This is a genomic window from Actinomadura macra NBRC 14102 (assembly GCF_001552215.1).
Lineage (GTDB): Bacteria > Actinomycetota > Actinomycetes > Streptosporangiales > Streptosporangiaceae > Spirillospora > Spirillospora macra.
Map to the genome: position 1 here is coordinate 192,341 of NZ_BCQT01000006.1, position 12,192 is coordinate 204,532.

Consider the following 12,192-nt stretch of genomic DNA (forward strand, 5'->3'; position numbering starts at 1 on the left):
GTCACTGTAAGTCCAGACTTATCCGCCCATTTCATCGGCCCGAATCAGCGGACGGTACACGCCGGTCCCGTCCCGGGCATAGGTGCGTCCGTCGCCGCCCGCGGGGACGCCCTCCTCGCGCAGCGGCGCGGTCCGCAGCCGCCACCCGGCCGTGACGGGGATCTCGTCCACCACCCGGACGATCGCGGGTCGCAGCGCGGGCTCCACCCGCAGCAGCGCCTCGGTCAGGTCGATCGGCCTGAGGGGTTCCCGTGAGGGGGAACGAGGTCCGGGCGAACGCCGCCCGGCCGACGGGCCGCCGCGCAGGCTGACCGCCGCCGCGGCCAGTTCGGTGTCCCCGTCCGGGATGCCGTAGACGGCGACCGTGTCGATGCAGGGCAGGTCGCCCAGCGCGTCCCTGATCGGGCCCGGCGGGACGATGCCCTCCGCCGTCCGGATCAGCTCGGCGTCCCGTCCGACCAGCCAGAAGTCGCCGTCGGCGTCGCGGCGGAACAGATCCCCGGTGATCGTCCAGGCGTCCTCGGGGGCGAACACGCTCCGCATCGGGCGCCACCCCCCGACAGGGGGTGTGGGAGGCCGCCCGCCCTCGAACGGCACCGCGCCCAGCGCCGACAACCGGACGCGTGCCAGCAGCATCCCGATCTCGCCGGGCTCGCACTCGACCGCGAACCCGTCCGGTCCCTCGACGAGACGGCCGCTCTCCAGGTCGTAGCGGGCGAGCCTGACGGGCGCGCTCCCCGGCATCGGGCGGCCGAGCGAGCCCGGCTTCCTCCCGCTCAGGTTCACCAGGATCGTCTCGCCCTCGGTCGAGGCGTAGAACTCCAGGACCCGCGCCGGGGCGAACCGCTCCTCGACCCGCCGCCACAGCCCGCGCGGCATACCCGACCCGATGAACAGCCGGACGGGATGGTGCCGCTCCCCCGGATGCGGCGGCGCGTTCACGAGGTCGCGCAGCAGCGTCCAGGTGTAGGACGCGACGGTCACCCCGTAGCGGCGTGCCTCGTCCCAGAACGTCTCGGGGTCGTAGGCGCTGGCCAGGGCGAGCCGGGCACCACCGGCGACGGCGCCGCCGAGGCTCATCAGCAGCGCGGACGGATGCTGGATCGGGGTGATGCTGAACACCGTGTCCGCCGGCGACAGCGCCGCCGACGAGGCGGTGCCGAACGCCGACAGCGCCCACCGGCGGTTGGTGACACGGCTGGCACGCAGGTGCTCGCCGTCTCCGGTGAATACCACGAAGGCCAGGTCACCGGCCCGCCCCGGGTTGGGCCGGTACCAGCCGGGGAGCGTGACCTGCTCGGGGTCGATCAGCTCCATGTCCGTCAACTCGTCACGCTCGCCCGAACCGCGCCCACCGAGCAGATAAGCCCGGACGCCGTCCAGCCGCGCCGCGCGCCCGGCGTGCTCGGGGTCGGCGATCACCCGCGTGACCTGCCCCAGGCGCGCCTCCGCCGGCACATCCCCGTCCGGCCGCAGCAGCACCGCGACCGCACCGAGCCGGCTCAGCGCCGCCACCAGCGCGAGCGCGGTCGGCCGGGTGCCCATCAGCACGCCCACCGGCTCGCCCCGCCGGACACCGATGTGGATCAGGCCGCGCACCACCGCGTCGATGCGGCTCTTGGCCGCGGCGTGCCGGTGCGCCCGCCCCTGGTAGAGGAAGAACACCTCGTCCGGCATACGCGCGGCCTGCTCGTCCAGCAGCAGGCCCAACGACATGCGCGTATCGGAGCTGATCCGCTCCAGCCGGGCGAGCCGCGGCAGGTTCTGCGCGGCCTCCCCCGCGAGCTGGCGCGTCCCCCGCACCGCACGCGCCGCCGTCATGAATGCCTGCCGGGCGGCGCCGGCCCCGACTCCCATCGCAAGCTGGAGCCCGTATCCCGCCGGACCGCCCGGCAGCCCGGCGGGCGGGGCCTCCTCGTCACCGGCGACGGGCGCGACGATGTCCGGCAGCGTTCCCTCGCCTTCCCGCCACCTCGCCCACCCGGCCACCGCCGGCCATGTCTGCCCGATCGCCAGGCCCCCGACCACCAGCCCGAAGTGCCCCGCCCGCAGCGCCGCCTCGTACACCTGCGCGCGCGGCGCGGCCCGGCGGATGCCGCGGACCATCGGCGGCGGCGCGATCTCGTCCACCTCGCCGACGAACGTGAGCACCGGGCACGTGATGTCGGCCAGCGTCACCAGCCGGTCGCCGATGACGAACCCGCCCGTGAGCATCCGGTTGTGCTGGATGAACTGGCGGACGAACTCGGCCAGCGCCGGCCCCGGCCACGACACCCAGCCCTCCCGCTCCAGGAAGCGCCGCTGCCGCTCACGCGGTGCGAGACGCTCCCGGTCGTGCAGCTGCAAGATGAACTCGACCCGCGACCGCACCGACTTCACCGGGCTGAGCAGCTGGAACCCCATCCGCGTCACCCAGCCGGGCACCGCGAAGGCCCCGAGCAGCTGGTCGGGGATCCGCTCGATCCCCTCCGCCGCGAGCCAGCCCGGCAACCCGAACGGCAGGCCGACGCTCGTGTCGGACGGGCTCCCGAACGTCACGACCGACGCGATGCCTTCACCCCGCCGGTACGCGGCCGCCTGGTACACGAACATCCCGCCCTGCGAGTACCCGGCGAGGTGGACGTCCCGTCCGGTGATCCTGCGGATCCGGTCGACCGCGTCGTCGACCGCCAGCACATGGTCGGTGATCGTCCGTTCCAGCCCGCCGGGCTCCCGCTCCGGGGCCCCGAAATCCACCACCCACGGATCCACTCCGAGCCGCCGCAGCACCCCCACCGCGCTGACCCGCGAGGAGATGTCGTACACCTCCGCCGTGATCATCAACGGTGGGACGAGCAGCATCACGGGCCCGTCCCCCGTCCCGGGGAAGTAGTGCCGCAGCCGGTACACCCGTTGCTCGGTCACCACCTCGCACGGCGACGCGTCCTCGTCGGTGTCGAACCCGCCGAACCGGGCGACCTCAAGGGCGTTCTGCGCCGTGGAGCCCAGCCGGGCACCCAGGCGGAACAGCGTGCTGGCAACAGACGGCATCGTCGACCCCTCACAACGTCAACGACATGGTGTCCGTAATTCCCAACTTATGCCAACACTCCCGTACCAGACGCACCAGACCGCCGGAGGAACCTGGAACCGCCCGCCCACCGTCCGAAGAAAGGCGCCTTATCGGACAGTAAGGAGTCCATCTGCAATGGTCTCTCCACCGATCGATCCCTCCCGATCCTCAAGCTCGCGCGCGGCTCCAACCGTCGAGGAACAGCTCAAGACGGTGCACTGGCACCTCACGCGATGCGACCAGCTGCGAGCCGGCGTGGCCGCCCGCGCGGGCACGGTGCTCAGCACGAACGCCCTCGTGATCGCCGGGGTCGCCCTGTCGCTACGGAGCCAGAGAACGGACGCCTTCCTCATAACGCTCGCCATGGCGGCGCTCGCCTGCGTCGTCGTCTCCGTCAGCAATGCCGCGTTGACACTGATGTCGGTTCGGAACTGGCAACGCCAGTTCGGGGAGCCGGACACACCCTCCGCGTTCCTGTACTGCTACTCCGAGACCGGCGAGACCTCGCAAACCTTCGACGGCTTCAGGCAACGGGTGACGAGAGCGTCCGCCGACGACCTCCTCGACTTCGCGCTCGCCGAGTTATGGCGGTGCGGGCGTTTGCATGCGTATCGGTACAGGAGGCTCCGCGTGGCGACGCGCTGGCTCCTCGCGGCGCTCATCTTCTTCCTGGCGACGGGCGCCGCCTCGATGCTCCACTGACCCCTGGGGGAGGTGAGAACAGCCTGGTCGTGATGTCAATCCCCGGTGTTCGGGATGTCCACCGAGCCGCTCGGTGGCCGAGACTCGTGGTCGTAGGGGAAACAGGGCGGGCCTGCTCGGCGGACCCGTTGAACCAGGTGGACACGCAGCGGACTCATGAGGGGGTTGTCACATCATGATCACGGGGGCGACGGGCGCGGCGCGGGGGCTCGCGGCAGGGGTGGTCCCAGGCCGGTGGTCGGCGGCGGGGGAACTGCCGAAGGCCACGTGGCTGGCCACGAACACGGCGGTGCTGCTGGGCGATGGCACCGTACTGCTGGCCGGCGGGGAGGACGCACGGCGCAACGCGTTCGGCGAGGCGTCGGTGTACGACCCGGGCACCAACGCCTGGAGGCCGACCGGGGCGCTGACCGCGACCCGCAGGCTGCACACGCTCACCCGCCTCGCGGACGGGCGGGTCCTGGCCGCCGGCGGGATCGGCGGGACGTTCTCGGTTCCGCCGGGCGAACTCGCGTCGGCCGAGATCTACGATCCGTCCACGGAAACGTGGACGCCGACGGGAAGCATGGGTCAGGCTCGCTACTTCCATTCCGCGAACCTGCTGCCGGACGGCCGGGTGCTCGTCGCGGGCGGCACCTCGGTCCGCGACGACGAGTCCTACCGGACGCTGGACTCGGCCGAGCTGTTCGACCCCGACACCGGCACCTGGTCCGAGACCGGTCCGATGACCGGCGCCCGGACCGGGCACCCCGCCGTGTCGCTGCTCGACGGCCGGGTGCTGGCGGCCGGCGGCATGGTGATCGTCACCCGGGACGACGCCGCCGGCATCTCCCACTGCGAGATCTACGACCCCGCGAGCGGGACGTGGAAGCCGACCGGGAACCTCCTCACGCCGCGGATCAGCGCGGAGGCGGCACCGCTGCCGGACGGTTCGGTGCTGCTGACCGGCGGTGGTCAGGGCATCTTCCAGGACTGGGACTACAGCCCGTACAGCATGTCCTCGACCGAGCGCTTCGACCCGGCCACCGGGCGGTGGAGCGCGTCCGAGGACATGCCGTGGGCCCTGAGCTTCCACCGCGCCGTGCCGCTGCCGTCCGGGAAGGTCCTGGTGGTGGGCGGCACCGACACCGGGTGCGTGGACGTCGGCTACCGGGCGACGTTCATCTACGACCCGGCCGCGCGGACCTGGGGCATCGCGGGAGGGCTGAGCGTGGGCCGCTGGGACTTCGCGGCCGTCGGCCTGGCCGACGGGCGCGTGCTCGCCGCGGGCGGTATCGCCCTCGGCCCGCTGGCCACGGCGAGCGGGGCCGCACTGGAGCTGACCGCCACCGCCGAGCTCTTCACCCCTGACCGGCCCTAGGGCGATCGGGGGCGCCGAGTTGACGTAGTCGGCCTCGTCACCGGGTCAGGCGGCGGGTTCGCGCTCGGTCAGGGACAGCGCGCAGAAGACCAGGCCCGCCACCAGCCCGGCGCACTGAAGGATGGTGCCGGCAAAGGCGAGGAAGTCCCCAGGGTCGCCGAGGGCGTCCCGCGCGTTGTCATTGACCACCGCGCCGAACGACAGGAAGACCGCGATCAGCGTCGGCACGGCGAGCGCCCATTTCGGGCGGACGAGCAGGGCGACCAGCGCCCCGGCCGTGAGGATCAGCAGCCCGGGCGGGACCACCGGGTAGTCCATTCCCCCGGCGATCTGTACCGGAATGGCCACGGCGGCGGCCGCCAGCCCCGCTGCGGCGAGCCTGCGGTAGGTGGACGAGGCGACGTACATGATCGGTTCCTCACGACGGCTGGTCACGACACGACCATCGTCGGAGGGGGACGCGCGCCCCGTCGTCGTCGCCAGGGAGGCTCCGCGGCTACGCCACCGGGCGTAGATCAAGCCGGGCCGGCGTCACCCGCGGAATGGACGGCGAACGCGCCCTCGACATCTTCCCTGGGTGAGCAGCGCGGTGTTCGAAATCCCCCAGAAGGCCCTGGCCGCCGACGCCTACGGCCAGATCGTCGTCCCGGTCCTGGAACAGCGGCGGTGTGATCAGGCAAACGGTCGATCCCGCCGCGGCGACACACGACCGGCCACCAACCGCCACCCCAGCAGCACCAGCGCGAGGAAGGCGAGAGCGACGACCACGAACGCGAAGGCCGTCCCCTGCCCGGACACCACCCGCAGCACCATCCCCACGGCCACGGTCACGAGCCAGACCCCGACCCCCACGGGCACCACCCCGTCCGCCCGCCGCCAAGGCCCGCAAGGCTCCCCACCCCGCCACGAGCCCCACCAGGAACGGCCACGCGGTGGTCGCGAACCCCGTCACGCTCCCCGCCTCGTCATGGGAGGCCCGCCCGATGGCGACGAAGGCGAGCACACCGCACACATCCAGCCCACCAGCAACAAGATTCCGCACAAGAAAAAGATAAGCCCGCCCAGCAGACCCCCAAGAGGGGAGTAAGGCCCAGAGCCCCACAAGGGGTCGAGGGGCGAAGCCCAGGGGGCAAGGGGCGAAGCCCCGAGGGGGGCGTGGGGGGCGGAGCCCCCCACATCGGGGGGTCCGGGGGGTCGCCCCCCGGGAATGGCGAAGGGGCCCGCGGGGAAGTGCGCCAAAAGCGCACGACCACACGGACCCCAGGAACCGTAGCGGGGGCAGGATTTGAACCTGCGACCTCTGGGTTTTGAGACGCGTGCGGCGTTCAAGTCGGTCCCAGGCGATGCCATTTTCTCCAGGTATTCTCCCAGGTAGAGCACATGATCGCCGTGCTCGTGAATGTCCGACAGTGCTCATTAGTAGCGCCCTTTCCGCGGACGAATCACGGACGAATGATCGACCTGGGAGCCCCCCCGCCGTGGGATATGCGAAAAAGCGCCGCAACAAGCCGGCAAGTACCGCTACACCGCCTGCTACATCGACGGCTGCGGACGGCTGCGGTCGGCGGGAACCTTCTCCAGCAAGAAGGACACCGACCGAGCTTGGCAGGCCGCCGAGACGAAGCTCGCCGAGGGCCGCGTGGGTGACCCCGCCCGTGGCCGTCAGAAGTTCCGCAAGTACGTCGAGGAGACTTGGCTTCCGCACCATCAGATGGAGCACAGCACCCGCGAGGGCTACACCTACTCCATCGGCAAGCACGTAATGCCCGAGTTCGGCGACATGAGGATGATCGACATCCTGCCCGAACACGTCCGCGAGTGGATCACAAAGCTCAAGCAGCAGGGCGTCACCCCCGCCACGATCCGGAACAACAAGATGATCCTGTCGGCGATCCTGGCCACCGCGCTGGACGACCAGGTGGTCTTCCTCAACGCCTGCCATGGCGTCAAGACCCCACCCGTGCCCCGGAAGCCGTTGCAGATCATCACCCCGGAGCAGTTCGACGACCTGTACCACCATCTGCCAACCGAGGACTTTTGGTTGCTCGCCGAGACCGAAATCGAAAGCGGCCTGCGCTGGGGCGAGCTGGCTGAACTCCGCGTCCGCGACCTCAACGTCCGGTTCCGGATCCTGACCGTCAGCCGCACCGTGGTCGAACTCAACCCCAAATTCCACCCCGATGGAAAGCGGTTCCAGGTGAAGGGCTACCCCAAGGACCACGACTTCCGCCGCTTCAAGCTCAGCACCCAGATCGTCGACAAGCTGGCCCAGCACATCACCTCGCACGGCTTGAGCTCCGACGATCTGCTGTTCTCCGTCACCGAACGCGCATCAACCAGACCGCAGCTGCGCGTCGTCCCAGACCGGGACGAGCTGGGCTGGACCGAACCGAACGCCAAGGGCCGCCGCTATAAGCACGGCACCCTGTCGGCCTACAACTCCGGCCCCTGCCGCTGCGACCACTGCCGAGCAGCCTTCGCCCTCTACCGCGCCCAGCGCCGCAGCAGCGGCAAGGACGAGCCACGCAAGCCCCGCACCCGAGCGTCCGACGCCGACGGGCACATCTCTCGTGACTGGTTCCGGCGACAGATCTGGGTACCCGCCGTGACCGCCGCCGGACTGGACTTCCGGCCGACGATGCGCGATATGCGCCACGCGCATGCGTCCTGGCTCCTTGCCGGTGGCGCCGATCTCCAGGTCGTCAAGGAACGCCTTGGCCACGGCTCGATCGCCACCACCAGGCGCTACCTGCACACCCTCCCAGACGCCGATGAGACCGCACTGGACGCCATGGCCAAGACCCGCAGCCGAGCCGCCCGCTAACCGCCGTCCCCTCACATGCGTATCGACGAGGCAACAGGCATCTGATGACGATCGCACTCCGAGACCAGCACCCCGACCACACCGCCAGCTCAGCAGACGAGCACAGCGGGCACGACAACACCCGCCGCGTCGCGAACTGGGTTCACGCCCCTGCAACCCCGCACCGCGTACCCGTAGGCGACCGGATGATCCGGATCTCGACGACCACCGTAGTCATCGTGGTCGCGGCCGTCGCCGCCTACGTGTCCTACCGGCACGCCTACGAGCTCATCCGCGCCAAGGGCGAAGACCACGCGACCGCCGTGGTCATGCCGATCACCGTCGACGGGCTGATCTTCGCCGCCTCCATGACCATGCTGGACGCCACCCGCCGCGGCAACAAGATCCCCAACCTGGCCCGATGGACGCTCGGCTTGGGCATCACCGCCAGCGTGCTGGCCAACATCGCCCACGGCATCGCCCACGGCCCTATCGGGGCCATCATCGCCGGCTGGCCCGCCCTCGCACTCGTCCTCATCTACGAACTACTGATGACACTCATCCGAGGCAGTCACACACCCGGCAACACGCCACCGAACCCCTCCGTACCCGGGCCGCACCCGCTCGTACCCGCCGTACCTGAACCCGCCGTCAGCGCCTACCCGGCGGAACCCGGCGACAGCGCTGGGCCGGACACCGCCACCGATGCACTTGCGGTTCAAACACGCTCGCTGTTTGCCGACGACATCGCCGCAGGACGCCGCCCGAGCATCCGCGCCCCCGTCGAGCCCTCCACATCGGACAAGCCAAAACCCAACAAGTCCAAGCACACCTCACCGAGCCACCAGCGTGACCGGCTCCGTGAAGCACCGGCCCCGCCTGGCACGTCGCCGCCGAAGGCGACCAGGCCCCGGAATCGTTTTGCCACGCGCACACGAAATGGAATGAAATGGCTGATGGACTGAGTGGCACGCCGGAGTCACCCACCACACCGACCAGTGCTCCATCAAGCGGCTCCGATGCAGACGCGGGAACACCGACATGCACATTTCCCGGGTGCACCCGCCCCCGCCGCCCGGCCAAACCCGGATCAGGCAACAAGCCGCGCTACTGCGACCTGACCGACGCCGACGGCAGACTCGTTCACACAGCCTCCACGGCGTACAAGGCCCGCAACCCTCCATCCGGCACCACCTCGACCAACGGTCGCCCAGCCCCCAAGAGTCCGTTCACCGACTCAGTCACTACGGCCTCACAGGCTCGAGACCAAGTGCAAACCCTCGTCGCCGTGCTGGCCGACAGCCTCGCCGAGTTCCAGTCCGCGATGGAGCACATCACCGACACCCAAACTGCCGAGGCTGAGATCCAGGCCATCCGCGCCGAGGCGACCCAGCAGATCGCGCAGGCCCAAGAAGCACTCGCCCGCCAAACCCAACGCCGCCACCAAGCCGAAGAAGCCGCCGAAAAGGCGCGCAAGGCCGCCACAGAACTCTCTGCCCAGCGCGACACAGCCGACCAGGCCCGCCAACAAGCCGAGCAGGCCAGCCGTAAAGCCGAACAACGCGCCATCCAAGCCGTGCAAGATGCCGACAACGCGATTTCCCAAGCCCGACGAGGCGAAGCCGAAGCGAAAGCCGCAACCGACCGAGTTCACGCCGAGACCACCGCGCACCTGACCGAACTGCGAAGCGTTAACGAGCAGCGCATCACGGAACTGACCACCGCTCTGGAAGAAGCACGCCACCGCGCACAGCGCGCCGAAGCAGCACTGGACTCCCTAGCCGCCGACCACCAGGATCTGCAGAACCGCGTCCGCGACCTCACAGCCCAACTCACCAAACTCCGCAGCCGGCCAGACCAGCCCAACGAGCCCGCCTAGTAGCGCGACCGACGAACAAGCGTGACGGCTTCTCAGAGATGCGAAGCCGCCCCGGCGGCTGTGGCCAACCATCCAGTCGATGGCTCAGGTCATTGGAAGCAAGGTCCAGCACCGTGGGGACTGGTGACAGCAACGCTTCCACCTCTCGCCCGAAGATCGACCCGTCCGCGCGTAGGTCGTTACCGCCCATCCCCCAGCCGATGATCAGCCCACTGCCGGGCGGCCTCGGCGTGCTCTCTCGCCCAGTCGGCGTCATTGGCGGCAAGGTTGAGCTTCCATTTGTCGGCGAAGACGCGGCTGAACAGATCGATGGTCGCCTGGTCGGTGTTCGTCCACACGGGGAATCGGGAGAGCCATGCCTCCGCCTCGGCGGGCGTGTGCCCGGCCTTCAGCAGCCAGGGAACGAGCAACGCCAGCTCCAGGAACGCGGCACCACGGCCGACGAACGCCCAGTCCACCAGGTAGACCGTCCCATCGTCACCGACCAGCACGTTGGCGGGGTTCAGATCGGCGTGCAGCATCGTGTCGCCAGCGAGCATGGTGACGTCGGCCATCGCCTCCCAGCGTCGCTCGACGCGCTTGCGTTCGAGCACCGGCGGGACTGGGTGAGCCTGGAGGCCGTCGATGACCTTAGTCAAGACGTCCAGGTCCGCCGAACCCGGCGTGTAGTCGGCGTGGCGAGCCTGGACGTGCTCGAAGGCCAAGACGAGCCACCCCCCGGCCTCCACCATCCAGTGAAGGCGGGGGGCGTACTCGGTGACGTGGGGATTGATCGCGGCTTCCCAGCGCAGGGACCGGACCTCTGGGCCATCAGTGTCCGGCTCGGTCTTGCGGGCAGCCTTGACGAACAACCGCCCGCTGCCCGCGTGGACGGTCGCGGCGATGTCCGCGTGATTGCCAGCGGGCGCAGGCTCGACCCCGTGGATCGGCCCGGTGTGCGCCGTAATCGCCCCGAGCACCTCGGACGGCAGTGCGGACCAGTCGCTACGCATTGATCAATCCCCGTCGTCGAATCAGGCGGTGTGAGGTGGCTGCGCGCAGTTCTCCGGGCAGCAGGACTCGCCGTCCGTCCACCATTCCAGATCGACCCTGTACCCGGTGCCACGCATCGCTGCCAGGCCGCGCTCGGACGCCTGCCCGGACCGGATGTCCTCGTCCATGATCGGCAGGTGGTGCATGTACCGGCCCGCGACCCGGCCACATACCTCGGCGAAGGTGCGGGTGCGCATCATCGAGCGGTGCCAGATCTTGTCGACGGCGGGCGACGGCGCGAACTTCACCCAGGCGCGCGGGTCGCCGCCGACTTCGGCCATGGTGTCGCCCCACGCCTTGAGGAAGACCAGGAACTGCTCGACGCCGCGCTCGGCGTAAGGACGGGTGACCTTGTCGAAGGTGACCACGTCGTCGACCATGACCTGGAACTGCTCCAGCGTCACCAGGTCGCGAGGGTCCTTGGCGACCGTGGCCGCCCGTTCAGTGGTGGTGATGGTCATCGTGACCTCCAGCGGCGCGCCTGATGTGTGGTTCCGCGACCCGGGTGCGCGCCTGCTGGCCCAGGCCGCGGAGTTCAGGGGCGCTCGGTCGCGGCATCGACCGCCGGGACCCGCGCGCCGAGGCTCACGGCAATCAGCTGAGACGGGGAGTGAAGAAACCAGTTCGCGGTTCCACCGCCGTGAGCCCAAGGTGTCGGTGCGAGGACTACTCCTCGTTCTCCAGTTCCTGGATGTTCTGTTCGGCCAGCGCTCGGATGGCCTTGATGGAGGCGGCAGCATGCCGTGCTGCACCATCGCCTGTTCGTAGGCGCCATGGGCGATCTCCAAGGCGGCCTGTACGGAGACGAGGGTTTCGCCTGCGACGACTGCGGTGCTTTCAGACATTGGGAAGTACCTCCAGAACGGCGAAGACCCACTTGCCTTCGTCGGCGGGCCGCCAGCCGGTGTGGGCCGCAAGCATCTTCACGATGAAGAGCCCACGCCCGTTCCCGGCGTCGAGCTGTAGAGACTTGTGCTGGGGCGATGCCGGGACGGAGTCCCAGACCTCGACGGTGAGTGTGTTGACGACCTCTTCGCAGATCCGGACACGGATCTTCTTGTGGCTTGCTTGTGTGACCGCGTTCGTCACCAGCTCGGACACCACCAACTCGAAGTCTTCGGCCTGTCTCTCGGAGAGCCCCCACACGACGAGAGCGCGCACCGCCGCACGGCGGGCGATGCCCACTGTCGCTGGTGTTGAGAGGAACTCGTGATCCATGAGGATCTTCCGCGTCTCCTGCGCTGCTGTCGTCATCGGTGACTCCCGAGTCGGTACCGGGCCCGTTCTGCTGTGCCACACCAGACAGCGGGCCTCGTGTCACACGACACTGACTTGCGGCGAGGGTTCTGCACCAGAAGAGAGGC

11 protein-coding genes and 1 pseudogene are annotated in these 12,192 nt (G+C 69.6%); 5 read left to right on the forward strand and 7 right to left on the reverse strand.

Annotation, left to right across the window (positions count from 1 at the left end; all coding sequences use genetic code 11):
* Positions 1 to 18: 18 nt before the first annotated feature.
* A complete protein-coding gene (locus AMA02S_RS10105) occupies positions 19 to 3,030 on the reverse strand; it encodes an AMP-binding protein (protein ID WP_067455266.1) in 3,012 nt (1,003 codons plus the stop codon).
* 235 nt (positions 3,031 to 3,265) lie between these two features.
* On the opposite strand from AMA02S_RS10105, the gene AMA02S_RS10110 reads away from it, so the two are divergent.
* Entirely contained in the window at positions 3,266 to 3,754 is a 489-nt protein-coding gene (locus tag AMA02S_RS10110) for a Pycsar system effector family protein (RefSeq protein WP_067455269.1), read from the forward strand.
* Positions 3,755 to 3,929: 175 nt separating this feature from the next.
* Positions 3,930 to 5,114, forward strand: coding sequence for a Kelch repeat-containing protein (locus AMA02S_RS10115; protein WP_067455271.1), 1,185 nt, complete (start codon positions 3,930 to 3,932; stop codon positions 5,112 to 5,114).
* Positions 5,115 to 5,159: 45 nt separating this feature from the next.
* On the opposite strand, the gene AMA02S_RS10120 is transcribed toward AMA02S_RS10115, so the two are convergent.
* From AMA02S_RS10120 to AMA02S_RS44955, 3 genes and pseudogenes are all read right to left on the reverse strand, one after another.
* On the reverse strand, positions 5,160 to 5,549 hold the full coding sequence (locus AMA02S_RS10120; protein WP_157430490.1) for a hypothetical protein: 390 nt from the start codon (positions 5,547 to 5,549) through the stop codon (positions 5,160 to 5,162).
* A gap of 237 nt (positions 5,550 to 5,786) precedes the next feature.
* Complete coding sequence (locus tag AMA02S_RS44950; RefSeq protein WP_369688382.1) at positions 5,787 to 5,966, reverse strand: DUF3054 family protein; 180 nt, start codon at positions 5,964 to 5,966, stop codon at positions 5,787 to 5,789.
* A gap of 91 nt (positions 5,967 to 6,057) precedes the next feature.
* Positions 6,058 to 6,531: pseudogene (locus tag AMA02S_RS44955) on the reverse strand (hypothetical protein); the annotation flags it as partial.
* Positions 6,532 to 6,651: 120 nt separating this feature from the next.
* Here AMA02S_RS44955 and AMA02S_RS10130 point away from each other — a divergent pair.
* The 3 genes from AMA02S_RS10130 to AMA02S_RS41555 all read left to right on the forward strand — a co-directional run bounded on the left by AMA02S_RS10130 (position 6,652) and on the right by AMA02S_RS41555 (position 9,796).
* The gene (locus AMA02S_RS10130) at positions 6,652 to 7,938 is read left to right on the forward strand and encodes a tyrosine-type recombinase/integrase (RefSeq protein ID WP_281181871.1); all 1,287 of its coding nucleotides are present in this window, start codon (positions 6,652 to 6,654) and stop codon (positions 7,936 to 7,938) included.
* 44 nt (positions 7,939 to 7,982) lie between these two features.
* On the forward strand, positions 7,983 to 8,882 hold the full coding sequence (locus tag AMA02S_RS10135) for a DUF2637 domain-containing protein (RefSeq protein ID WP_067455280.1): 900 nt from the start codon (positions 7,983 to 7,985) through the stop codon (positions 8,880 to 8,882).
* A gap of 323 nt (positions 8,883 to 9,205) precedes the next feature.
* On the forward strand, positions 9,206 to 9,796 hold the full coding sequence (locus AMA02S_RS41555) for a hypothetical protein (RefSeq protein WP_157430491.1): 591 nt from the start codon (positions 9,206 to 9,208) through the stop codon (positions 9,794 to 9,796).
* A gap of 179 nt (positions 9,797 to 9,975) precedes the next feature.
* Here the strand turns inward: AMA02S_RS41555 and AMA02S_RS10145 are convergent, their stop codons facing one another.
* The 3 genes from AMA02S_RS10145 to AMA02S_RS10155 form a co-directional block, all read right to left on the reverse strand.
* Complete coding sequence (locus AMA02S_RS10145) at positions 9,976 to 10,788, reverse strand: phosphotransferase (RefSeq protein ID WP_067455286.1); 813 nt, start codon at positions 10,786 to 10,788, stop codon at positions 9,976 to 9,978.
* Positions 10,789 to 10,809: 21 nt separating this feature from the next.
* Positions 10,810 to 11,289: a glycine-rich domain-containing protein gene (locus AMA02S_RS10150; RefSeq protein ID WP_067455289.1), complete on the reverse strand. Its 480-nt coding sequence runs from the start codon at positions 11,287 to 11,289 to the stop codon at positions 10,810 to 10,812.
* Between the two features lie 376 nt (positions 11,290 to 11,665).
* Positions 11,666 to 12,082, reverse strand: a complete 417-nt coding sequence (locus tag AMA02S_RS10155) for an ATP-binding protein (protein ID WP_084264952.1) — start codon at positions 12,080 to 12,082, stop codon at positions 11,666 to 11,668.
* Positions 12,083 to 12,192 lie beyond the last annotated feature (110 nt).

What these genes read in the sequence shown, in the direction of transcription:
- AMA02S_RS10105 (WP_067455266.1), bottom strand. Translation starts at nt 3,030, where the DNA reads ATGCCGTCTGTTGCCAGCACGCTGTTCCGCCTGGGTGCCCGGCTGGGC.
- AMA02S_RS10115 (WP_067455271.1), top strand. Translation starts at nt 3,930, where the DNA reads ATGATCACGGGGGCGACGGGCGCGGCGCGGGGGCTCGCGGCAGGGGTG.
- AMA02S_RS10135 (WP_067455280.1), top strand. Translation starts at nt 7,983, where the DNA reads ATGACGATCGCACTCCGAGACCAGCACCCCGACCACACCGCCAGCTCA.
- AMA02S_RS10145 (WP_067455286.1), bottom strand. Translation starts at nt 10,788, where the DNA reads ATGCGTAGCGACTGGTCCGCACTGCCGTCCGAGGTGCTCGGGGCGATT.
- AMA02S_RS10150 (WP_067455289.1), bottom strand. Translation starts at nt 11,289, where the DNA reads ATGACCATCACCACCACTGAACGGGCGGCCACGGTCGCCAAGGACCCT.
- AMA02S_RS10155 (WP_084264952.1), bottom strand. Translation starts at nt 12,082, where the DNA reads ATGACGACAGCAGCGCAGGAGACGCGGAAGATCCTCATGGATCACGAG.